Source organism: Bacillus sp. GbtcB14, from assembly GCF_019091205.1.
GTDB classification, from domain to species: domain Bacteria; phylum Bacillota; class Bacilli; order Bacillales; family Bacillaceae_G; genus Bacillus_A; species Bacillus_A cereus_AG.
Genome location: NZ_JAGXJT010000004.1, coordinates 134,141 through 157,707 on the forward strand (window position 1 = coordinate 134,141; position 23,567 = coordinate 157,707).

The window sequence follows — 23,567 nt, forward strand, 5'->3', positions numbered from 1 at the left end:
AATGACTATTTTAAGCGTAGCCTTTTTTGCCATTATGTGTATCTTCTTCCTAATAAGATATATGAAAGAAAAGAAATTTTACGATTTGCTCCTCATTCCCATTTGCATATATGCTGGGGCAGTCAAAACCCCTTTAGTAGAGTACTTAAACTTTAATACTACATTCAAAATAACATATGATATTGCAGCTATTATTCTCGTAATCCTTGCTGTGCTTTTCTTCTTAAAGGATAAGAAAGAGAATTCTACTGCATAACAAAAAGACCTTTCATGTATTTGAAAGGTCTTTTTGTTTTTCTTTTTCTCTATCTCACTTTACCGCTCCATATAGCTTCTCTACCTCATGCTCAATTTGTTTTACATCGATTCGTTCAAATAGTGGCTGCACACTATCGATTCTATTCGGCAACGTATGTTGAGGTTCCCAATTTCGGTTCCCGATCGATAATGCGTTTCTAACTCTTTCACTTGAAAATGGTAAAAACGGTTCAAGGAGATTTGCAAAATTAGCGATAAGGTACACACAGTTATAAATCGTTTCTTCGCATGAAACTGGATCATCTTCTCTTTGTTTCCAAGGCTGCTTCTCATCAAAGTATTTATTTGCAAAACGTACTGCATCAAATATTGTTTCTAGCGCCACCTTAAATTTAGTTTGCTCAATTGCTTCTCCTACATTTTTATATAATCCTTCTACTTTATCTTTCAGCTCTACATCAATACTTCCCTGCGGCATGATACCACCATAATATTTTTCAATAAACTTTAATGTCCGGTTCACAAAGTTTCCGTATGCACCTAACAATTCACTATTATGACTGTAAATGAATTCACGCCATGAAAAATCAGTATCACGATTTTCTGGTGCATTGACTGTTAAAAAGTAACGAATAGAATCTGGATTGTAGCGTTCTAATATGTCAGGCACCCATACTGCCCAGTTTTTACTTGTAGATAACTTTCTTTTTTCAACTGTTAAATATTCATTCGAAACGATATGACGAGGAATTGCTCCTTCTCCTATTCCAAGTAATACCGCTGGCCAAATGATGGAATGAAACGGAATATTATCCTTTCCGTGTACATAATATGTTTTCGCTTCTCTATCCCAAAACTCTTGATCATCATTTCCTGTTTCTTCAGCCCAATGTTTACTCGCTGAATAATATCCTGTCACAGCTTCAATCCATACGTAAATTTTCTTATCTTCATACCCTTCTACTGGAATTGGTACCCCAATTGGTAAATCACGTGATACGGCCCTATCTAATAAACCTTCCTTAACATATCTCTCTGTTAGTTGAATCGCATTGTCGCGCCATGTTCCTTCTTGCTTTGCGATGTCTACAGCCGTTTTGATTTGCTCCTGAAATGTATGCAATGCAAAATAAAAATGCTCTGTTTCCTGCACGGACGGTGTACTACCACATAACTTACATTTCTTTTCTAACAAATCGAGTGGATCTAAAATAGCTGAACACGCATCGCATTGATCTCCTCTTGCTGCTTCATGGCAATGTGGACAAATGCCTTCTACATAACGATCAGGTAAAAACTGCGTACACGTTTCACAATACGCTTGTTCCACCGTTTTTTTATAAATATAGCCTTCTTCTAATAAACGTAAAAAGACATTTTGAACAGTTTCATGATGATGCTCACTATCTGTACGTGTATAGCAATCATACGTAAAACCAAGGCTACGAAAACATCGCTGGAATTCTTCATGATACTTATCAGCAATTTCCTTCGCCGTCACACCTTCTTGTTTTGCCCTAATTGCAATTGGCGTTCCATTACAATCACTTCCCGAAACATACAACACATTTTCACCTTTTGCCCGGTAATAACGTGCTAGTATATCTCCAGGTAACAAACTCGCAATATGTCCAAGATGTAACGAACCATTTGCATACGGCCAAGCGCCTCCAATAAAAATACTCATCTTACATTCCTCCTTTTAAATATAAAAAAGCCCCGCCCTTATCTTAAAAAAGATAAGGGCGGGGCTGTATAAACAGTCGCGGTACCACCTTATTTCGCCAATTACTCACATAATTAGCCTGAACAAGTACGGAGCTATATGCTCTTATACTGTGGTTTTGATAACGAGTACCAACTCTCGTCGCCGCCTACTACTATCATTTGATAAGTTCAGGACGAAGCTCAAAGGCCATTGTTCAAATGAATATTCTTGCTTCTTCTCAGCTACCGAAGCTCTCTGGAAAGAATGTGTTCATCCTACTTTTCCTTTTCAACGCTTTTACGTATAACAAGTATTGTACGACTTAATCACAGAAAAATCAAACTTTTATTCAGAAAGAAAAGGAAATCCCATCGCCCTGCCGAATAACTATACGTTCACAAAAGGAGTGATACGATTGAATCAAAAACAACTAAGCACACGTAATGAAAAAAGCTGGAATGCAGCTGCTTATGAAGCTTGGACGAATCGCCATGGGGCGCCAGCCGATTATGCGAAAAAGCTTATGGCAGATCCCGTGCGCGAGGTAAATCACTATTTACCTTACATACAATCTCCAAAAGGAAAACGTATTATTAATTTACTCGGGTCAAAAGGAAATAAAGCCGTTGCTCTCGCCCTTTTAGGAGCTGACGTAACAGTTGTCGATATTTCAGCAAGTAATGCAAAATATGCAAATGAACTTGCGGAAGCAGCAGGAGTCTCTATCCAGTATGTCGTTTCTGATGTATTAAATGTGCAGCTCTCCGAATCATTTGATATCGTATTGCTGGAACTTGGTGTACTTCATTACTTTCTAGATTTAAAACCGCTCTTTCAAAAAATTACTACCTTACTTAAAGGAGGTGGAACGCTTATCCTTCGTGACTATCATCCTGTTTACACGAAATTACTAGGAGTAGACCACCCATCATTTCGGGCTAACGGAAATTATTTCGATGAAGAATTGATTGAAGATGATGTAGCTTATAGCATCCTTCTTACAGAAGCGCAGAAAGAAGCATTACCTAAAACACTAATCCGTCGCTGGACGCTAGGAGAAATTATTACAACACTTGCAGAAGAACGTTTTAAAATTGAAAAACTAGTTGAAGAACACGGGTCGCATCAAAGATGGGTCTTCCCTTCTACTGCACCGGAAGGAATTGAAGAACAAATACCTGGTTTATATACATTAATTGCGACAGCATGCAAAAAAGGATCCCTTCACGGATAGGATCCTTTTTGCATGCTCACGCATATAAGTTGAGGTTGGAGATTACCATAATTCTGTAGAATAGGACACAAGATATTTCAACATTTCGTCTCTGACTTACGTCGTCAAAAAGGGGTATGACCAACATAACGAAGAGTAATGTTACAGTTGATACTGATAATCGTTATCAACTAATTAGAAGTATACATGATGTTATTTCAAATTACAATAGCATTTCTAATTTTTATTTATGAACTTTTTGATATACAAATGTATACATTTTAAGAACATTTGCTCATATCAATCTGCCATCTTCCATTATCTGCTATAATTTTCATTGAACAGATTAATAACTTCATAATGATGTTTTTATTAATGTCGTTCTTAATATTTATAAATTATAATAAATAGTTTTTAAAGGTAGGGGTAACGATGAAATATGTTAGTATTCGAAAAAAACTACTGTTCACACTCTTAAGCATTTCTTCTTTATTTAGTATTGCTCTTATTGTTATTCTTTCATTCGCTATGAACCAAGCAAGCGAAATTGAAACGTTAAAAAATGATGTATCAAAACGAGCAACAATTTTAAAAGAACGTGGTGATTGGTTCCAAGCACAAGTTGCCGGTTTACAAGAATATTTACTGTCACATGATCAAAATGGATTGGATAAATTCAACCGAGAAGGAAAAAAACTTGCTGATACTAGAGAGAAAGTAACAAGTGATAAAAAACTCCCAGAAGGAATGAAAGAAGCGATTTTAATGGGGGCAAAATGGCGAAGCGTCATAGATAATGAAGTCCTCCCTCTCGCTCGCGAAGGAAAATGGGACGAAGCATCCAAAATCGCTTTAGCTCAAACCGACTATGTAAACGATCTTTTAAGCCGTTTTACTAAATATGCAAATGAAGAAAATGATAAACGTGACGCATTAATTGCTGACGTAGAGTCTTCTTCATCTCTTATTCAATATATTATTTTCTTCTCTCTCATTACATGTACGTTAACATCTATTTTATTAGCATGGTGGTTCTCTGGTAAACTCGTTAAACCGATACGACAAATTGATGAGAAATTAAAAGAATTAGCCTCTCAAGATGGCGATTTAACAGCTAGATTGCATGTAACGAGTAAAGATGAAATTGGTGATATCGCCAATTCATTTAATCAAATGCTCGCTAACTTACAACGTATTATAAAACAAGTGCAACAAACATCAACAAGTGTAAAAGAAGCATCTGAAAATGTGTTTATCGAAACAACTGCTTCTATGGAAAATACAGCAAAAACCGAAGAAACTATGAATGCCCTTGAGCACAATATTCGCTCACAAGTTTCCAGTATCGAAGAAAGTTCAACTGCAATGGACGATATGGCGACGAGTGTTCAACGTATTGCTGAATTCGCCTCTTCTGTTACTAGCCTAGCTGTTACAACTTCAGAAAAAGCAGATAGTGGGAATAAAGTCATTGAGAAATCTATTACACAAATGCATACAATTAACGAAGCTGTTAACGCTACATCACAAGTAGTAGAGCGACTTATTACACATACGAATCATATTGATACTGCACTTCAATCCATTTCTAATATCGCAGAACAAACGAATTTACTCGCTTTAAATGCTTCAATTGAAGCAGCCCGCGCTGGCGAACATGGAAAAGGCTTCGCTGTTGTTGCCGATGAAGTACGAAAACTTGCTGAACAATCTCAGCTAGCGGCAACTGACATTAACCATTTACTTCATCAAATTCAGGCAGATACAAAAATAGCAAATGAAATGATGACACAAGGTCAGTCAGAGGCTTCGGAAGGAATTACAGTCATTCGTACCGCTGGATCTTCATTCTCAGAAATTGTTAACCACATTAACAAAGTCTCTACACAAATGCAAGAAATGTCTGCAACTGCTGAAGAAATGGCCGCAAGTTCTGAGGAAATGAATGCAGCTTTAAATAGCATCGCTTCTATTTCAAATGAAGTTGCCGCCGAAACATCACAAACAGCAACTTCGGCTGGTGACCAAGTAAACAAAATGAGTATCGTTGCTAAAAATGCGTCTGAAATGAAAACGACTGTACAAGAACTTGAAGTTCTCGTTTCTCATTTCAAAACAAACGTTTAAAGTAAAACTTTCATTTATATTTCTATGAGCTCCAAATTATTAAAAAGAGAGATTTACAGTCTCTCTTTTTTCATCTTAAAATATCTCTTTCTATCTCTCATTCCGTCTGCTATAATTCCTAAAGGAAAGAAGAAAGCTTTGTTCCAAATGGAGTAAAGCTTTCTTTCAATTTTTTAAATTTATTAATTCTAATACTAAGATTTCACAAAGGAGGCTTTTTATCATATGAGTTTTATTAGCATTCGAAAAAAACTAATGTTCATGATGGGAACGATTTGCGCTTTATTTGGCATCGCCTTAGCTTTTATTTTATTCTTTACCATGGATCAATCTCGTCAAGCTGAAGCATTACAAAAAGAAATTTCTCCCCTTGCAACACAATTAAAAGAGCGCGGGGATGCTTATCAAGTACAGCTCTCTGCTTTAAGAGGTTATTTATTACAACATGATCAAGTTGAATTTGACAAGTTTAATGCGATGAGTAAAGATCTTGAGGATTCGAAAGACAAGCTTCTTTCTAATCCAAATGTTTCTCAGTCCATGAAAAATACAATGGAATCAGGATCCACTTGGAGAAAATTTATTGAAGAAAAAGTTTTCCCTCTTGCAAAAGAACAAAAGTGGGAAGAGGCTTTACAAGTAGCTTATGCAGAAAATGGTACTGTTTATAAAGTAATTGGTGACTTCACAAATTACAGTAATGAACAAGCAAAGTTACGTGATCAATCTATCGAAAAAATTGATCAATCTTCACTACAAATTGAATATGTTGTCTTCTTATCACTTGTTATTTGTATTATCGTAGCTACTATTCTTGCATGGTGGTTCTCTGGTAAACTTGTAAAACCAATTCAGCAAATTGATAGTAAGCTAAAAGAATTATCATCTCAAGAAGGTGACTTAACAGCACGCCTACAAGTAAATAGTAATGATGAAATTGGTGCAATCGCAACATCATTTAATAAAATGTTAGAAAACCTACAACATATCATTAATCGTGTTCAAAAAACATCTGTGGAAGTACAAAATGCTTCTGAAAATATGCTAGAAAAGACGAATATATCACGCGAGGCAACAGTAAAAGTTCAAAGCTCGATGTCCAATTTAAATGCGAGTATTCAATCACAAGCCTCTAGCATGGAAGAAAGCTCAACAGCAATGGACGATATGGCGGTAAGTGTTCAGCGTATTGCTGAATCTGCCACATCTGTAACTGAGCTTGCTGTAGTTACATCTGAACAAGCTAACGACGGAAGTACTGTTATTCAAAAATCCGTTTCTCAAATGACAACGATACACGACGCGGTAAATGCTACGTCCGAAGTGGTCGAACGTCTAATCACACACACGAAATATATTGATACAGCTGTACAATCTATTTCTAATATCGCAGAACAAACAAACTTACTTGCTTTAAATGCATCTATCGAAGCAGCTCGTGCTGGCGAACAAGGAAAAGGTTTCGCCGTCGTAGCTGACGAAGTTCGAAAACTTGCAGAACAATCTAAAACAGCGGCAACAGATATTAACCAATTACTACATCAAATTCAACAAGACACTGAAACTGCGAGCTCTATGATGTCACAAGGTCGTTCTGAGGCATTTGAAGGCATTCATGTCATTCGTGAAGCTGGCAATTCTTTCACAACGATTGTAGAACAAGTAAATAAAGTATCTACTCAAATGCAAGACATCTCAGCAACTGCTGAGGAAATGGCTGCAAGCGCTGAAGAAATGAACGCTTCACTGAATAACATCGCTTCTATTTCGACTGAAGTATCTAGTGAAACAGCGGCAACAGCACACTCTGCTGAGCAAAAAGTCATTACGATGAATGAGATGACACAAACCGCTAGACAAATGAAACAAACAGTTGAAGAATTAGATCAACTCGTATCTCATTTTAAAACTGAATAGACATTCCAAAAAGATCCCTCTTCCAAAAGGGATCTTTTTTTTGAGCTCATTTCCTGCACATTATGTACATTTCCGTTATAATGAGAATCGATATCATTAATTATGCAGGGGGTGCTACACATGTCACAACAAGCATTTGAAGAAAAGTTATATGCAAACTTAGAAGCTGTTATTGACCCTGAACTAGGTGTTGATATTATCAATCTGGGATTAGTTTATGACGTTACAGCAGATGAAAATAATAATGCTGTCATTACAATGACGATGACTTCTATCGGTTGTCCAATGGCTGGGCAAATTGTATCAGACGTTAAAAAAGTATTATCAACGAATGTACCTGAAGTCAATGAAATAGAAGTAAATGTCGTTTGGAATCCGCCCTGGTCTAAAGAACGCATGTCACGTATGGCGAAAATCGCATTAGGTATTCGCGACTAAATAAAGAAAGACCTGACATCCTAGTCAGGTCTTTTTCTCTTATTATTTTACGCCTACTGCATCATAAGCTTTCGTTACAGCTTGTACAGCTTTAGAGTTTTTACCATATAAATCTTCAGCTGACTGCAGAGCAGCTTGACGCATCATCTTAAAGTCAGAGTTTGCAGTTAAATATTTCGTAAGAGCACGGTAATAAATTTTTTCTGTCGCTTCACGGCCTACTCCAGTTACTTTCACACCGTAATGCTCTCCGCCATCAGATACTAAATATGCAGCTTTATTGTTAATACTACTGTTAATATGAACGCCGCCATTATCAGCTGTTCCAGTGTAGCGTTTATTGTAATGATCTGGGTAACCTTCACCTGGTTTTAATGGATTTGGAATAGATGCTGGATCTTTCAGAGAACGAAGTGCATCACCAGGTTTTCCAGGTGTATAAATGTCAGCACCTAAATCCCAGCTCTTCTTCTCAACCATGACACCCATAATATCAGATAACGATTCATTTAACGCACCTGACTCATTTTTATAAACAAGATTTGCTGTATGTTCAGTTACAGCATGCGTTAATTCGTGACCGATAACATCTAATCCAGCAGATAATGGAATGAATGTTTTACCATCGCCATCACCATACATCATTTGCACACCGTTCCAAGCTGCGTTATTCCAGCTTTCTCCAACGTGAACAGTCGAAATAAGCTTCGCACCTTTATCATCGAAAGAGTTACGATTAAATGTCTTTTTGTAGTAATCATATACTTTTCCTGCATTTACATGCGCATCAACTGCAGCTTTATCGTCGAAGAACTTAGATTTACTCTTCACTTCTTCTCCTGTATATCCAAGAATTTGCGAGAATAAATTAAACCAGTTTTCGTCCATATTCTCCGCATCAAATGTATGGATACCTTGTCCTCGTTTACCATCAAATAAGTTAAATTCTCCTGTTTTCGTATCTTGAGCGATTTCAAATGATTGTCTACCGCCTAATACGCCATAACCGAATCCTGTAATATTATCTACAGCATTATATTTCTCAATCACATTTCCATTCGTTGCATCAACAAAATAATGCCAATATCCTGGAGCCGGCTTTGAAATCGATGCCTTAACTAAATAGGCAAGATAGTAATTCCCATCCTTTTCATACACAAATAAATCTTTTTTCACACCGTCATAATTCTTTACTTTACCAATTTCTTTCTCAATATCTGCCTTGGCAATCGTTTCTGCTTGATCTGCGCTAATATTTGCAAACGCAGGAATATTTTTATCATCTAAATTCGGAATAACTTGTCCGAAGAATGCTTTTACATTATTTTCTTTATCAAGTGTAACAGTTTGATCTGAACCATACACAGGAATGTTATTATGCTTCTCAACTAACTTCACATGTGTCGTACCAGATTCAGCATCTTTTTCCTCCCCAACGACATTGAAGTGTTTATCAATATTTCCTGCTAATTTAAACATATCTTTCTTACTCTCTAAATATTGAAAGACCGTCTCTTTTTTATCTAGTCCTTCCGGTGCTTTCCATTCTTCACCTATGTATGCAGGTGTTTTAAATTCTTGATGATATTGAATTTTTTGTTCTTCCGCTTTCGTTGTCGTTGCTCCAAATGTTCCAAATCCCCCGGCTATAACAGTTAACGCTAATGCTGATGAAATGACTTGCTTTTTCACTATAACATTCCCCATTCCCATAAAGATTTTTGACACTTTTATAAAATTCTGAATCTTTACCCTGATACCTCTTCCAAAAATTTGAGAAACATTTTTCAGATAATTCCACGCAAAAAGAGGACACCCTATCAGGTGTCCTCTTTTTTTATAAACATTTTGTTATTTTTTTAGCTCAATTGCTAAATAGTGTGATTGCTCTTTCGCTTCAATATGAATATCTTCTTCTATCGCTTCTGCTGCATCACGCATAACAAGACTTTCCCCATTTATTACACTACTTCCTTCAATTTGAACAAGATACAATTGACGGCCTTCTCGCACAGGAAAATGAATTTCTTTTCCGGCATCTAACGATAAAGAATATAAATTTGCATCTTGGTGAATACGAATTGGTGCCTCTCCTTCTACTGGAGATACCATATGGAACCATTCATTTTCACGATTGCTCCAATCAAATGTAAACTCACCATAGTTTGGTTTATGATCCGCACGATCTGGTAAAATCCAAATTTGTAATAAACGTAGTGTTTCATTTCCTAAATTATGCTCACTATGAAATACACCTGTGCCAGCACTCATATATTGAACATGTCCTCGCTCAATTGTTCCGCGGTTCCCCATGCTATCCTCATGTGTTAAAGCACCATCTACAACGTACGAAATGATTTCCATATCGCGATGCGGATGCATATCAAAACCAGTTTGCGGTGCTACTAGGTCATCATTAATTACACGCAATGCTCCAAAGTTCATGTTATTTGGGTTATAGTAATTCGCAAATGAAAAATGAAAATGTGTATTTAGCCAACCGTGATTTGCTCTTCCCATATTTTTATGATCAACTTTTCTAAACATATCCTTCACCTCATATTATCTCGAATTCAAGATTTATTCTAAAAATTTTTCTCACTGTAATTTTTTTAGTAATTGTAGTAATTGATGTTGTTCTTCTACATTTAAATTTTGAAACTGCTCCGCTTGGAACGTTTCTTGAGGCGGGACGATTTCTTCATATAAAGCTTTTCCCTTTTCTGTTAACGAAATATATTTTGTAGTACCTTCTTGTTCACGATGAATCCACTCCAGCTGCTCCATTTTATTTAATAGCTGCGTGATATTTCCCTTCGTAACAAATAGTTTATTTCCAAGCTCTTGCTGCGTTAGACGATTATGCCCTCCAACTTGAGCAAGTACATCAAACTGAGCGGCAGATACATTCCATTCTTTCAAATGCTGATTCGTCTCACGAATACTTTTGTTATAAAAACGTGATAAACGAAACCATAATAGTAATCCAAGTCTATCTTCTGTTTTCATTCTATCACCTCGCTCATTTCATATCATTAGTTTAGGACTAAACTTTATAAAAGTCAATCACTTACTTTTAGTAAACAACAAAGAAAGCACAGTGCCATTTCTCCACTATGCTTTACATTAACCTTCTACTTTTATATTCATCTAACTTCCTTTCCGCGAACTTCCTCGCATCTTTCTCAATCCATCTATCTTCGTACACTTCACTTCCAACATACAATACTTCGCTCTTATGCTGCATCGCATGGCGAAATTCATGCAGTAGTGTTTTGAGCACTTGCTCATACTCTTCCCACATACAAACAAAAATTAATTGTTTTTCTTTATGATAAAAACCACCTACTGGGAATAAAAATTCCTCTTCTTCTTCTCCTAATGATAGAAGCACATGATTCGCATCACACGTATCACAAAAAATAACTGGCGTTTTACATACTTCAATAAGTGAAAACAAATCGTCTCTAAGCTTTTTGACATCCCAAGGAAGCTCCGAATCCAACACATACCAATTCTCAACTTGTTGATATACATTTTGAAACTGGAGTTCCATTTTTCTATAATCCCCTTTCCAAACTCCTTTTCCTATATGTATGCCACAATATGTAAAATATTAAACCTACTCTTTCTCCTTTTGAAAAAATGACAATAAAAAAAGAATCTATGTCAGCATAGATTCTTTTTCTACAATCATTGTTTTATTCAGTTAGTCTTCGTATCCCACTTAAAGATTTTATTTAAAAATTTATATACATTCTTTGACTCTTTCGTCAGAAGTGGACCTAAGATGGATAGTATAAGCACGTATAGTGCTGAGAATGGTTTCAGTACTGACATTAAACCACCGGCGATACCGATATTGGCCATAATGATGGAGAATTCTCCCCTTGAAACGATTGTTAATCCAATATTTGTTGACGCTTTATGAGATAATCCAGCTTGTCGCCCTGCAATCATACCTGCAACAAAGTTACCGATGATTGTAAGAAGGACAGCACCTAATGTTAACCATATCGCTCCGCCCAATGAGAACGGATCAATACTTAATCCGAAACTGAAGAAGAAAATAGCTCCGAAAAAGTCTCTAAATGGAACAACAAGATGTTCAATTCTGTCACTATGCTCTGTCTCAGAGAAAACTAATCCTAAAAGAAGTGCTCCAATTGCCTCGGCAACGTGAATTGTTTCTGAGAAACCTGCAATAAAGAATAACGAAGCAAATACCACAATAATGAAAATTTCATCTGAACTAATATTGAGCAATTTATTTAATAACGGTGTAGCCTTTCTAGCCACAATAAAGAATAGAAGCATGTATCCTAAAGCAATTCCAATTGAAGTGAGGGCACCTAAGAAGGAAGCATGATCCCCTAGAACTAAACCAGAAACAACTGATAAATATACAGCAAGGAATATATCTTCAAACATAATAATTCCTAAAATTAATTCGGTCTCATTATTACCAGTTCTTCTTAAATCCACTAACACTTTAGCAACGATAGCACTAGAAGAAATCGTAATAATACCCGCGATAATTAAGATTTCTAGTAAAGGGAATCCCATTATAAATCCGTATAATAATCCGAGTGAAAAGTTAATTAAAATATAAATCGTTCCACCAATCGCAATAGAACGTCCAGATTTAATTAGTTTTTTCATCGAAAACTCTAGTCCTAGATAGAACAGAAGGAACAGAACGCCAATCCGTCCAAGGAAGGAAATTACATTTGCACTTTCAATAAATTTGAAATCGATCACACCTATTGTCGGCGCATGTGGTCCCACTAACATCCCAAGAACAATTAGAAACGGAATTACTGAGAATTTAAACTTTCCAGCAATTACTGCCGCAATTGCAACTAATACTAACGCTGTACCAACTTCAAAAATTAACGTATCCATCTAGTCAGTCCCCCTATTCGAAAGTAACTCATTAATAATTTTTTTAATTTCTTCTCTCTCACCAGAAACTACAAGCATATCGCCTTCTTCAATTACCGTTTCTGGCCCTGGATTAAATAGCTTTTTCATATTCTTCTTCATAACTGCAATAATCGTTACGCTATAGTTTTTCCTTATTTCAAGATCACCAATTGTTTTTCCGATTGATGGAGCTGCATTCTCTACTTTAAACCACTCAATCGCTAAACCTTCAAAGACCATTTCAACATTTTCTAATGCTCTAGGCTTATATACCATTCCACCTAATATTGCTGCAATTTGTCTTGCCTCTGAGTCACGTAATGAAATACTTGAGATACTTTCTTCATGGTCTGAATCAAAATGATACATTTCTCTACGCCCGTCATCATGAATGACAATTACCATCTTTTCGTTACCTTTCGTAACGATTTGAAATTTGTAACCAATACCCGGAAGTTCACTTTCTCTAATATTCATATTTAGCTCCTCCACAACTTTTTGTATTTGAATTTTCTGTTTTTCTGTCTTTTATTCATCCAATCAACTTTAGAAATTCTAACCATTCAGGATACCTATGAGTTGGAAATCTTTTATTGTAATAATAAGTGGCTCCTAAAAAGATACTGAAAGATGTAATGATAAAAAATATATTACTTCTCATTTTCAAACTCTTAAGGCTTACTTTCAATAAAGTTTCTTCTTTCAAATTATCCCCTCTTTTTCGCTTTACATTTAGTTTTTTAAAATGTAAATAATTCTAAAAATATTATGATGTAACATAATCATAACACAAAGTATGTTTAAGTAACATAATTTTTTAGAAAAATTGATTCTCGTATATTTTTTGCATATAATTTTCTTATTACGGAAAAAAGGAAGTGTATTATATGGTTGATATCTTTAGCAGATTCCTTGAGGTAACGAATAATATTTTATGGTCATATATTCTTATTGCAATGCTAATCGGCTTCGGTCTTTATTTCTCTTTTAAATTGAAATTTGTCCAAATTACTCATTTTGGTGAGATGGTCGGTTTAATTAGTAAAGGGTTTAATCGAAAAGAAAAAAAGAAAGATAGCATCTCTCCATTCCAAGCATTTTGCTTAAGTGCAGCAGCACGTATCGGTATCGGAAACTTAGCTGGTGTAGCATTAGCCATTTCAATGGGTGGACCCGGTGCAATATTTTGGATGTGGTTTATCGCAATTATCGGAGCAGCTACTAGTTTCGTAGAATGTACGCTCGCGCAAATTTATAAAGTAAAAGATGGAAGCAGGTTCCGTGGTGGACCAGCATATTACATGGAAAAAGGATTAACCAAACGCTGGATGGGTGTTTGGTTTTCACTGCTTATTACAGTTGCGTACGGATTAATTTTCAATTCTGTACAAGCAAATACAGTAACAATAGCGTTTGAAAATGCTTTCGGACTAGAGCGAACGATCGTAGGAGCTCTATTAGCTTTATTAGTTGCAGTTATTATTTTTGGTGGTATCAAGAGTATTTCACGTATTACAGAAATAATTGTTCCTCCAATGGCAATCATTTATATTGGTGTGGCTATTTTTGTTGTTATTAACAACTTCACTATGTTACCAAGTATTTTTACAGAAATTTTTAACAGTGCATTCGGTTTAGACCAAGCCATCGCTGGTGGCATTGGAGCAGCAATCAAGTTCGGAATTCAGCGTGGTCTATTCGCGACAGAAGCAGGTATGGGTAGTTCTCCTAACGCAGCAGCAACATCAGATGTATCTCACCCAGTAAAACAAGGACTTGTTCAAGCATTAGGAGTTTTCGTAGACACATTCTTAGTATGTACATCAACAGCATTTATCGTATTATGTTCTGGACTTTACAAAGGAACAAATTTACAAGGTATTGAATTAACACAACAAGCATTAAGTTCACAAATCGGACCGTGGGCAAGCACTTTCTTAGCGATTATTATTTTCCTATTCGCATTCAGCTCTTTACTAGGAAACTACTATTATGGTGAAACGAACATCGCATTCATTAAAGAAAGCAAAACATGGTTAATGATTTATCGCGTCGCAGTTGTCGGAATGGTATTCTTCGGATCAATCGCTGCCCTTCAAACAGTTTGGAGCTTAGCTGATTTATTCATGGGACTAATGGTATTCACAAACTTAATTGCCATCTCATTCCTTAGCAAATTCGCCTACGCAGCATTAGTAGACTATATTAAACAAAAGAAACAAGGAAAAGATCCTGTTTTCGTTGCAAGTTCTATCCCTGGCTTACAAAATACAGAGTGCTGGGATGGACAGGATGTAGAAGAAAAACAGAAGGCTGTGTAACAAATAAAAGCAGAAGCGGCTCGTTCAGAATCGCAGGACATTGGAGCTCTCGACCTTGAAGCGCTTTTTGCTTCGAGCGAGAGAGCGAAATGGTCGGAGATTCTAACCGCTGGAGCTGGATATCCCTAAAAGCAGAAGCGGCTCACTCAAAACAAAAGCTATATATCAAACAAAATCCCTATTACTTCACAGTAATAGGGATTTTTATTTACAACAGTTCATAATTTGTTCAAATTAATTCCAGCAAAAGGGTTGATTTATACGAATTACTAGATTATAATAATTATAAATTAGTAATTGATATCATATAACAACTCAAAAGGAGATTGATCATAATGAACAAACAAGTAATCGAAGTATTAAACAAACAAGTAGCAGACTGGAGCGTTTTATTCACAAAACTACACAACTTCCATTGGTACGTAAAAGGACCTCAATTCTTCACATTACATGAAAAATTCGAAGAGCTATACACAGAATCAGCTACTCACATCGACGAAATTGCAGAACGTATTTTAGCAATTGGCGGCAAACCAGTAGCAACAATGAAAGAATACTTAGAACTATCTTCTATTCAAGAAGCAGCATACGGAGAAACTGCAGAAGGAATGGTTGAAGCAATCATGAAAGACTACGAAATGATGCTAGTAGAACTGAAAAAAGGCATGGAAATCGCTCAAAACTCTGACGACGAAATGACATCTGACCTACTACTAGGCATCTACACAGAACTAGAAAAACACGCTTGGATGCTACGTGCGTTCTTGAATCAATAATAGATTTTAAAGCGGAAGCGGCTCGTTCAGAACGGGAGGGTGTTGGAACTCCTGATTACGAGGCGCTTTTTGCCTCGAATGAAGGAGTGAAACAACCGACTGTTCTAGCCGCTGGAGCTGGATACCACTAAAAGCGGAAGCGGCTCGTTCAGAACGGGAGGGGGATGGAGCTTTTGACGTAGAGGCGCTCTTTGCCTCGCAGGAAAAAGCGAAGCCACCGGAGATTCTAGCCGCTGGAGCTGGATACCACTAAAAGCGGAGGTGACTTGCTCAGAACAGGAGGGCATTGGAGCTCCTGACGATGACCGACTGCTCTAGTCACCGGAGCTGGATATCCCTTAAAGCGGAAGCGGCTCGTTCAGAGTCGCTTTTTTCTATGAGTTTGTCATACATATCAGCACATGAAATTTATATCAGCGATTCCATCAAATATATCAGCGATTTTCCAATATATCGACTTACCGACAAATCACGACAATATCAGCGCCCCTCTCCTCTACTTTTATCAATATATTACAATCCCTTTTATGTTAAAATATAGGTAATACCCTTTAGTAAAATAGATCCAAAAAAGCTTTTCCATATTCATCATTTACTACTTAAATGGCGGGAGTGGTTCAGTTGAAAGACTACTTAATTAGAGCATTTTTTGCGTTAATAACAGTTGGGATTGTCTTACTTATAGCTAATATTTTCAATATACGTGTCGAAGTGAAAGACTATGCTTTCCTCGTTGTTGTAGCAATTGGTGGCGGCTGGGGTGGCTGGTACCTGTATAAAAAACAAAGTAATCAAAATGATAAAGGCATTCCAAAGTAATATGGAATGCCTTCCTTTTATTTCCGTCTATAGTAAATAATAAAATTCAAACCGCTAATACAACCAATCGCAATAAACATGCTAAAACTCTGTACATCCCCAGCTAGATTATACTCATCAACGATAAACCCAGTCATAAACAACGTGATTGCTGAAACACCAATACACAATATCGAAATAAGCCAAAGCGAAAATTCATTAATTAGCTCTTTCTTCTGTCTTAAAACAATTAGCATAACAAGAATAGATGCTGCTAATATACTTTTAAAAACAGGACGTAAATACACGAACTCCTCCATCTATTTCTCCTTTCCCAAAACATTATATCTAAACATTAACATATTTAACTAAATTAAAAACACATGCCTTTTCAAGATAAAATGACATGTGTTTCCAAAAATCTCTATACAATTGTATTATGATAACTGTTTCCACTTCGTTCCTAAGACAGGACGCTCGTAATTTTGGATCTCATGAATTAATTTATCTGCCGTCTCAGCTGAAACAATCAACTCTTTATTCGATGGATTCATAAAGCCTTCTTCTGCTGCCCGTTCAACCATTTGCAAAATTGGTCCGTAAAAATCTTTAATGTTTAATAAACCGACCGGCTTATTATGTATACCAATTTGTGACCAACATACTACTTCAAATAGCTCTTCAAACGTTCCGTATCCACCTGGCAATGCAATGAAAGCATCCGCAAGTTCTGCCATTTTCGCTTTACGCTCATGCATCGTTTCTACTTCAATTAGTTCTGTTAATCCTGTATGTACAATTTCTCCTCGGAACAGACCGCGTGGCATAACACCTGTTACACGTCCACCTAAACGAAGAACTTCGTTTGCTACTTCTCCCATTAATCCAACGCAAGAACCACCGTATACGAGCTCATAGTCGTTCTCAACAAACATTTTGCCTAATTCCATTGCCTGCTCTTTAAATTCTGGTCTCTCCCCTAAATTGGAACCTGCAAACACACAAATCTTTCTCATTCCTACACCCCGAAACTATATATTGTTATGATACAATTGACATTGTACAACATATTGAAGGGATGAGGAAGAAATGGATATCGTTGCATTTCAAAGATGGGTTGAGGAATTTTACGAAAAACGAAGCTGGTCACAGTATAATGCCTTTATTCGCTTAAATTTCTTAACTGAAGAAGTTGGGGAAGTTTCACGCGTTGTTCGCGCAATCGAAATCGGTCGTGATCGTCCTGATGAAGACGCGAAAACAGAAGAAGAGCTAAAACAAGAGTTAAAAGAAGAACTTGGTGATGTACTATCTAATCTTATTATTCTTTCACAAAAATATGATTTGGATTTACAAGACATTATGGAAGCACACGTCACAAAGCTTTCGAAAAGGTTTGAAACATCCAAATGAGAATATTATCAATTATGATATAATATTCTTGTCACAATACTAAGGGGGATTTTATGTTATCTAAAAAATTGCACGACGCACTAAACGATCAAATGAACTTTGAGTTTTACTCTGCCCACGCTTATATGGCAATGGCTGCTTACTGTACAGCCGAAAGCTATGATGGATTTGCTAACTTTTTCCTTGTACAAGCTGAAGAAGAGCGTTTCCACGCAATGAAGCTTTACAACTACATTAATGACCGTGGTGAGCGCGCTATTATTACTGGATTTGATAATCCAAATAACAAATACGAATCTGTACTGAACGCTTTTGAAGTGGCACTTGAGCACGAGCGTGAAGTAACGAAACGCATTTATCACTTATCTGATATCGCTTGGGATGAGCGTGAGCATGCAACAATTACATTCTTAAAATGGTTCGTCGATGAGCAAGTAGAAGAAGAAGCTTCATTCGATAGCATCATCCAAAAATTAAAACGTATTACAAGCGACTCAAACGCACTATTTATGCTAGATGCTGAATTGGAAAAACGTACATTTACGGCTCCAGCTGAGTAATATTTCAATCACCTTAATGAATGTATTAAGGTGATTTTTTAATTTGTTCTTCTCTAAGCTGAATAAGCTTAGCCAAATCCTGCTTATAAATCCCTGAAACCTTTTCAACAAAATCACTCTCAGTAAAAGTACCATCTCCCTCTTCTACTATGTTCAAGTACCCATGTATAAATTTCAAAAATGCTCTAGCATCTTCTCCAGTTAAATAATTAATGTTCTCTATAATCTCATCAAACTCCCTTAAACTATCCCGTTCTTTCAACCTAATTCCCCTCTCTTCATTATTTATCATAACAAAAAAGCCGTTCACCCTCTAAGTGAGGGATAAACGACTTCTTTATTATTTATTAAAGCATAACCCCAACGATAATCGCTGATAATATACTTACTAACGTTGCACCGTATACAAGTTTTAAACCGAATGATGATACAACGTTTGCTTGTTTGCCATCAATACTCTTCGTTGCACCTGCGATAATTCCGATAGATGAGAAGTTCGCAAATGATACAAGGAAGATAGATAAAATCCCTACTGTACGAGCTGATAAATCGCCAGCTACTTTTCCTAAATCAAGCATCGCAACAAATTCGTTTGTTACTAATTTCGTTGCCATAATTTGTCCTGCCGTTAGCATCTCTGATGTTGGAATACCCATTACGAATGCTAATGGTGAGAAGATATATCCTAAAATGCTTTGGAATGTGATTCCGAAAATTGAATCGAATACACCATTAATTGCTGTAATTAATGCTACGAAACCGATTAACATCGCCGCTACTGTTACAGCGATAGAGAAACCAAGCATAATATATTCGCCTAACATTTCAAAGAATGTTTGTTTCTTGTCTTCTTGTAATTCTAAAATATCGTCTTCTTCTTTTACTTCATATGGATTAATGATATGAACGATAATGAATCCACTGAATAAGTTTAATACAAGTGCTGTTACTACATATTTTGGATCAATCATTTTCATATAAGAACCGACGATTGACATCGATACTGTAGACATGGAAGATGCACAAAGTGTGTATAAACGATTTTTCGGTAATTTGCTTAGTTGATCTTTTACTGTAATGAATACTTCCCCTTGACCAACGATTGCAGCTGCTACCGCATTATATGATTCTAGTTTTCCTAAACCGTTCACTTTACTTAATAGGAAACCGACTGCACGAATGATAATCGGTAAAACTTTAATATGTTGCAGGATTCCGATTAATACTGCTAAGAAAATAATCGGTAATAATACTGTTAAGAAGAATGGTGCTTGTCCATCGTTTGCTAGACCACCAAATACGAAATTAACCCCAGCTTCCGCAAATTTTAAAATAGAACCAAATCCATCTGCGATCCCTTTTACTAATACAAATCCGACCTTTGTATTTAGTAAGAAATACGCAAGTACCAATTGAATGACAAGCATAAGTGCAATTGGTTTATATTTAATTTTCTTACGATCTGAACTGATAAGGAATCCTAGTACAAATACTACAAGTAAACCGACTAGAAACATTACTATTTTCATATGTGAATCCTCCACTTCTCCCACGAATTATTGGTCGTATAACGTATAACGAATGACGTCTGACCATTGATGTTAAAAAAATTTAAAACCCCTAAATACTATCCAACTGTTATCTAAAATCAGTAAGCGTTTACATAAATTGCAATTTATAAAAGGTAGTTTCTTCTCTCCTACCATACTTGAAAGTCTGAAATTGATACCACCTACAAATCAAATTGTAAGCGTTATCTAGATGAAATGCAATATAAATTTTAAAAGATTTTTATATGTTAATATATTCCTAATCAATTGGTTTTTTCATGCAAATTTACCATAAAAAAATAGCCCTAACTATGAGCTAGGGCCACCTTTTTTTATAACATAACACCAACGATAATCGCTGACAGAATACTTACTAATGTCGCACCGTACACAAGGCGTAGACCGAATGATGATACAACATTTGATTGGTTTTCATCGATACCTTTCGTTGCACCTGCGATAATTCCGATTGATGAGAAGTTCGCAAATGATACAAGGAATACAGAAAGAATACCAACTGTACGAGCGGATAAATCACCAGCTACTTTTCCAAGATCCAGCATCGCAACAAACTCGTTTGATACTAATTTTGTTGCCATGATTTGTCCCGCTGTTACCATCTCTGCTTGCGGGATACCCATTACGAATGCTAATGGTGAGAAAATGTATCCTAAAATAGCTTGGAATGTAATACCGAACATGGAATCAAACAAGCTATTAATTGCTGTAATTAATGCTACGAAACCAAGTAACATCGCCGCTACTGTGATCGCGATTGTGAAACCAAGCATAATATATTCACTTAGCATTTCAAAGAATGACTGTTTTTTCTTATTTTCTAATTTCAGTGTATCTTCTTCTTCTGTAATATCGTACGGGTTAATAATATGAATGATAATGAAACCACTAAATAAATTTAATACAAGTGCTGTTACTACATATTTCGGTTCGATCATTTTCATATAAGAACCTACGATTGACATTGATACTGTCGACATGGAAGATGCACATAATGTATATAAACGATGTTTTGGGATTTTACTTAATTGATCTTTTACTGTAATAAATACTTCCGCTTGTCCAACAATGGCAGCTGCTACTGCGTTATATGATTCTAGTTTTCCTAGACCATTTACTTTACTTAGCGCCGTACCAATAGCACGAATAAATATCGGTAAAATTTTAAAGTGTTGCAGAATTCCGATTAAAACGGCAAAGAATACGATTGGTAATAACGCTGTTAAGAAGAATGAAACCTCTCCTTTATTAACAAGACCGCCAAATACGAAAACGATTCCAGCTTCCGCATATCCAAGAAGCGCGCCAAATCCATCTGAAATTCCTTTTACTAAAATATAACCAACTTGCGTATTTAATAAGAAATAACTTAAAGCTAGCTGAATAACAAGCATGATTGCGATTGGTTTATACTTAATCTTCTTTCGATCGGCACTTATAAGAAAACCGAGTACGAATACAACGAGCAATCCTACAAGAAACATAACAAACTTCATTAATAAAATCCTCCATTTAACTCTTCATTAACGTTGAACGTCTGACCATTCAAAATAAGAAATAATCCGAACTTTCCATTTCTCCTCCAAAACCTTCAATTGGATAGGAAAGATCATAAAACCTCTTGTTTCAAAGGCATTTTCCATTCTAACACAAATCACAACTCATATCCGCACTTTTCTTAAAAAAATTACATTTTATTATAAAACATTCATGAATGTTCGTCTTTTACATTATATAGCGAAACTTTAATCAGTGTCATCCCCACTGATTATCGCTCGTATCAATCGGGAGTTTTACTGTTCACAAATAGCGGGATAAAACAAAAAATGAGCATCAAGTTTCACTTGATGCTCACCTCATTATACTGCTTTTTCTTTATCAGCTACTGCTGGCTTATCCCAGCACTCTGTATTGTTCAAACCTGGAATAGACTCCGCATAGAATACTGGATCTTTTCCTTGTTTCTTTTGCTTAATATAGTCTGATAACGCTGCGAAAGCGTACTTAGAAAGGAATACGATTGCTACTAAGTTAATAACAGCCATAATACCCATAAATAGATCTGCTAAATCCCACACGATTTGAATTGTTGCTACAGACCCTAACATAACCATACCAAGTACAGCAATGCGGTATGCATTTAATAGCACTTTACTTCCATTTAAGAACTCAATATTCGTTTCACCATAGTAGTAGTTACCTACTAATGAACTAAATGCAAACAAGAAGATTGCAACTGCTACAAATATAGATGCCCACGGTCCGATATGCTGACTTAACGCTTGTTGCGTTAATTGAATACCATTTAGATCAGCTGCATTATGCACATCTGATAAAAGAATAATAAATGCTGTACAACTACAAATTAATAATGTATCTGTAAATACCCCTAAAGTTTGAATGAAACCTTGTTTAACTGGGTGTGTTACGTTTGCAGTCGCTGCTGCGTTTGGCGCACTACCCATACCAGCTTCATTTGAGAATAATCCACGTTTTACCCCTAGTAAAATCGCAGCTCCTAATCCTCCGCCTACTACTTCTTTAATTCCGAAAGCATGTAAGAAAATTTCTTTAAATACATATGGAATTGCCGTAATGTTTGTTACAACAACGAATAATGCCACTGCCACATATATAATTGCCATTACTGGAACAATCATTTCAACCGCACGTGCAATACGTTTTACTCCGCCGAAGATAATAATTGCAAGTAAACCAGCCATTACAAGACCTACTAATCTACTATCTGTTTTGAATGCCCCATCAAAAGCAGCCGCTACAGTATTAGACTGTACAGCGTTAAAAATCAATCCGAAACTTACTGTTATTAAAACAGAGAAAATTGCTCCCAGCCAGCGCTTATTTAATCCCTTTTCCATATAATACGCTGGGCCACCACGGAACGCATTCCCATCTTTTACTTTATAAATTTGCGCTAATGTGCTCTCTACAAATGCAGAAGCACCCCCAATTACCGCGATTAACCACATCCAAAATACCGCTCCTGGTCCACCTGCTGAGATTGCGATAGCTACACCAGCTAAGTTACCAGTACCTACACGAGAAGCTGTACTCATACAAAAAGCCTGGAATGATGATACACCGCTCTTCTCTTTTTGTGCTTTCCTCGTTTTCGAACTCGCCCCATCCCCAAGCAATCGAATCATTTCACCGAAGTAACGAATTTGGACAAATTTCACACGAAACGAAAAGTAAAGTCCTAACCCAATTAACATCGCAATGATTATATATGACCATAGAACATTATTTATATCCCCAATTATATTCGTTAAAAAATCCATAATTGTATTGCCCCCTCTTCTTCACAATAAGAAAATTATATTCTAAAAACTCTTAGTAATCAAGAATTTTCGACAAAAAGATGTAAGGTTTCCTAACATGTAAATGTTACCACATATAACATGTTAGTTCTTTCTACAATAAAATACAACAACTATTACAAGTATCCATACCTATTCAAATGATTCTTTCCATACCGTATACTTCCTATAAATAACAAGAAAAACAAACCTAATTACACTTC

The 23,567-nt window shown here is 36.2% G+C and carries 23 protein-coding genes and 1 other annotated feature; of the genes, 10 read left to right on the forward strand and 13 right to left on the reverse strand.

Annotated features, from left to right (window positions below):
- The first annotated feature begins 1 nt into the window (after window position 1).
- Window positions 2–256 carry a hypothetical protein gene (locus KVT31_RS13345; RefSeq protein WP_088098304.1) on the forward strand — a complete coding sequence of 85 codons (255 nt, stop codon included), beginning with the start codon at window positions 2–4 and terminating at the stop codon, window positions 254–256.
- Between the two features lie 54 nt (window positions 257–310).
- Here the strand turns inward: KVT31_RS13345 and metG are convergent, their stop codons facing one another.
- Window positions 311–1,945, reverse strand: coding sequence for a methionine--tRNA ligase (gene metG, locus KVT31_RS13350; RefSeq protein ID WP_088098305.1), 1,635 nt, complete (start codon window positions 1,943–1,945; stop codon window positions 311–313).
- Window positions 1,946–1,996: 51 nt separating this feature from the next.
- Window positions 1,997–2,267, reverse strand: a binding site (T-box leader).
- Between the two features lie 114 nt (window positions 2,268–2,381).
- Here metG and KVT31_RS13355 point away from each other — a divergent pair.
- The 4 genes from KVT31_RS13355 to KVT31_RS13370 all read left to right on the forward strand — a co-directional run bounded on the left by KVT31_RS13355 (window position 2,382) and on the right by KVT31_RS13370 (window position 7,661).
- Window positions 2,382–3,200, forward strand: coding sequence for a class I SAM-dependent methyltransferase (locus KVT31_RS13355; RefSeq protein WP_088098306.1), 819 nt, complete (start codon window positions 2,382–2,384; stop codon window positions 3,198–3,200).
- Window positions 3,201–3,611: 411 nt separating this feature from the next.
- A complete protein-coding gene (locus tag KVT31_RS13360; protein ID WP_088098307.1) occupies window positions 3,612–5,306 on the forward strand; it encodes a methyl-accepting chemotaxis protein in 1,695 nt (564 codons plus the stop codon).
- Window positions 5,307–5,531: 225 nt separating this feature from the next.
- Window positions 5,532–7,223: a methyl-accepting chemotaxis protein gene (locus tag KVT31_RS13365; protein ID WP_088098308.1), complete on the forward strand. Its 1,692-nt coding sequence runs from the start codon at window positions 5,532–5,534 to the stop codon at window positions 7,221–7,223.
- A 120-nt stretch (window positions 7,224–7,343) separates the two neighbouring features.
- Window positions 7,344–7,661, forward strand: coding sequence for a metal-sulfur cluster assembly factor (locus KVT31_RS13370; RefSeq protein ID WP_000082521.1), 318 nt, complete (start codon window positions 7,344–7,346; stop codon window positions 7,659–7,661).
- Window positions 7,662–7,703: 42 nt separating this feature from the next.
- Here the strand turns inward: KVT31_RS13370 and nprB are convergent, their stop codons facing one another.
- From nprB to KVT31_RS13400, 6 genes are all read right to left on the reverse strand, one after another.
- Window positions 7,704–9,353, reverse strand: a complete 1,650-nt coding sequence (gene nprB / locus KVT31_RS13375) for a neutral protease NprB (RefSeq protein WP_140392594.1) — start codon at window positions 9,351–9,353, stop codon at window positions 7,704–7,706.
- A 159-nt stretch (window positions 9,354–9,512) separates the two neighbouring features.
- Entirely contained in the window at window positions 9,513–10,208 is a 696-nt protein-coding gene (locus KVT31_RS13380) for a pirin family protein (RefSeq protein ID WP_088098309.1), read from the reverse strand.
- A 51-nt stretch (window positions 10,209–10,259) separates the two neighbouring features.
- Window positions 10,260–10,670, reverse strand: coding sequence for a MarR family winged helix-turn-helix transcriptional regulator (locus tag KVT31_RS13385; RefSeq protein ID WP_000845460.1), 411 nt, complete (start codon window positions 10,668–10,670; stop codon window positions 10,260–10,262).
- Between the two features lie 112 nt (window positions 10,671–10,782).
- Window positions 10,783–11,217: a DUF3920 family protein gene (locus KVT31_RS13390; RefSeq protein ID WP_088098310.1), complete on the reverse strand. Its 435-nt coding sequence runs from the start codon at window positions 11,215–11,217 to the stop codon at window positions 10,783–10,785.
- A 149-nt stretch (window positions 11,218–11,366) separates the two neighbouring features.
- Window positions 11,367–12,566 carry a cation:proton antiporter gene (locus tag KVT31_RS13395; protein ID WP_088098311.1) on the reverse strand — a complete coding sequence of 400 codons (1,200 nt, stop codon included), beginning with the start codon at window positions 12,564–12,566 and terminating at the stop codon, window positions 11,367–11,369.
- Window positions 12,567–13,064 carry a cation:proton antiporter regulatory subunit gene (locus tag KVT31_RS13400; RefSeq protein ID WP_088098312.1) on the reverse strand — a complete coding sequence of 166 codons (498 nt, stop codon included), beginning with the start codon at window positions 13,062–13,064 and terminating at the stop codon, window positions 12,567–12,569.
- 410 nt (window positions 13,065–13,474) lie between these two features.
- Here KVT31_RS13400 and KVT31_RS13405 point away from each other — a divergent pair, with 410 nt between their 5' ends.
- The 3 genes from KVT31_RS13405 to KVT31_RS13415 all read left to right on the forward strand — a co-directional run bounded on the left by KVT31_RS13405 (window position 13,475) and on the right by KVT31_RS13415 (window position 16,503).
- Complete coding sequence (locus tag KVT31_RS13405) at window positions 13,475–14,908, forward strand: alanine/glycine:cation symporter family protein (RefSeq protein WP_088098314.1); 1,434 nt, start codon at window positions 13,475–13,477, stop codon at window positions 14,906–14,908.
- A 335-nt stretch (window positions 14,909–15,243) separates the two neighbouring features.
- Window positions 15,244–15,684: a Dps family protein gene (locus KVT31_RS13410; RefSeq protein ID WP_001041897.1), complete on the forward strand. Its 441-nt coding sequence runs from the start codon at window positions 15,244–15,246 to the stop codon at window positions 15,682–15,684.
- A 621-nt stretch (window positions 15,685–16,305) separates the two neighbouring features.
- Window positions 16,306–16,503, forward strand: coding sequence for a hypothetical protein (locus KVT31_RS13415; protein ID WP_000656329.1), 198 nt, complete (start codon window positions 16,306–16,308; stop codon window positions 16,501–16,503).
- A 17-nt stretch (window positions 16,504–16,520) separates the two neighbouring features.
- On the opposite strand, the gene KVT31_RS13420 is transcribed toward KVT31_RS13415, so the two are convergent.
- Together KVT31_RS13420 and KVT31_RS13425 are read right to left on the reverse strand one after the other, a co-directional pair.
- Window positions 16,521–16,802 carry a hypothetical protein gene (locus KVT31_RS13420; protein WP_088098315.1) on the reverse strand — a complete coding sequence of 94 codons (282 nt, stop codon included), beginning with the start codon at window positions 16,800–16,802 and terminating at the stop codon, window positions 16,521–16,523.
- Window positions 16,803–16,919: 117 nt separating this feature from the next.
- Complete coding sequence (locus tag KVT31_RS13425) at window positions 16,920–17,498, reverse strand: LOG family protein (RefSeq protein ID WP_033717612.1); 579 nt, start codon at window positions 17,496–17,498, stop codon at window positions 16,920–16,922.
- A 73-nt stretch (window positions 17,499–17,571) separates the two neighbouring features.
- Here KVT31_RS13425 and KVT31_RS13430 point away from each other — a divergent pair, with 73 nt between their 5' ends.
- Both KVT31_RS13430 and KVT31_RS13435 read left to right on the forward strand, forming a co-directional pair.
- Window positions 17,572–17,895, forward strand: a complete 324-nt coding sequence (locus tag KVT31_RS13430) for a MazG nucleotide pyrophosphohydrolase domain-containing protein (RefSeq protein WP_001990794.1) — start codon at window positions 17,572–17,574, stop codon at window positions 17,893–17,895.
- A gap of 53 nt (window positions 17,896–17,948) precedes the next feature.
- Window positions 17,949–18,455: a ferritin gene (locus KVT31_RS13435; RefSeq protein WP_088098316.1), complete on the forward strand. Its 507-nt coding sequence runs from the start codon at window positions 17,949–17,951 to the stop codon at window positions 18,453–18,455.
- A gap of 25 nt (window positions 18,456–18,480) precedes the next feature.
- On the opposite strand, the gene KVT31_RS13440 is transcribed toward KVT31_RS13435, so the two are convergent.
- The 4 genes from KVT31_RS13440 to KVT31_RS13455 all read right to left on the reverse strand — a co-directional run bounded on the left by KVT31_RS13440 (window position 18,481) and on the right by KVT31_RS13455 (window position 23,325).
- The gene (locus KVT31_RS13440; protein WP_088098317.1) at window positions 18,481–18,717 is read right to left on the reverse strand and encodes a hypothetical protein; all 237 of its coding nucleotides are present in this window, start codon (window positions 18,715–18,717) and stop codon (window positions 18,481–18,483) included.
- Window positions 18,718–18,802: 85 nt separating this feature from the next.
- Entirely contained in the window at window positions 18,803–19,984 is a 1,182-nt protein-coding gene (locus tag KVT31_RS13445; RefSeq protein ID WP_088098318.1) for a NupC/NupG family nucleoside CNT transporter, read from the reverse strand.
- Window positions 19,985–20,337: 353 nt separating this feature from the next.
- Window positions 20,338–21,519: a NupC/NupG family nucleoside CNT transporter gene (locus KVT31_RS13450; protein WP_000673848.1), complete on the reverse strand. Its 1,182-nt coding sequence runs from the start codon at window positions 21,517–21,519 to the stop codon at window positions 20,338–20,340.
- A gap of 363 nt (window positions 21,520–21,882) precedes the next feature.
- Window positions 21,883–23,325, reverse strand: coding sequence for an alanine/glycine:cation symporter family protein (locus KVT31_RS13455; protein WP_088098319.1), 1,443 nt, complete (start codon window positions 23,323–23,325; stop codon window positions 21,883–21,885).
- Window positions 23,326–23,567 lie beyond the last annotated feature (242 nt).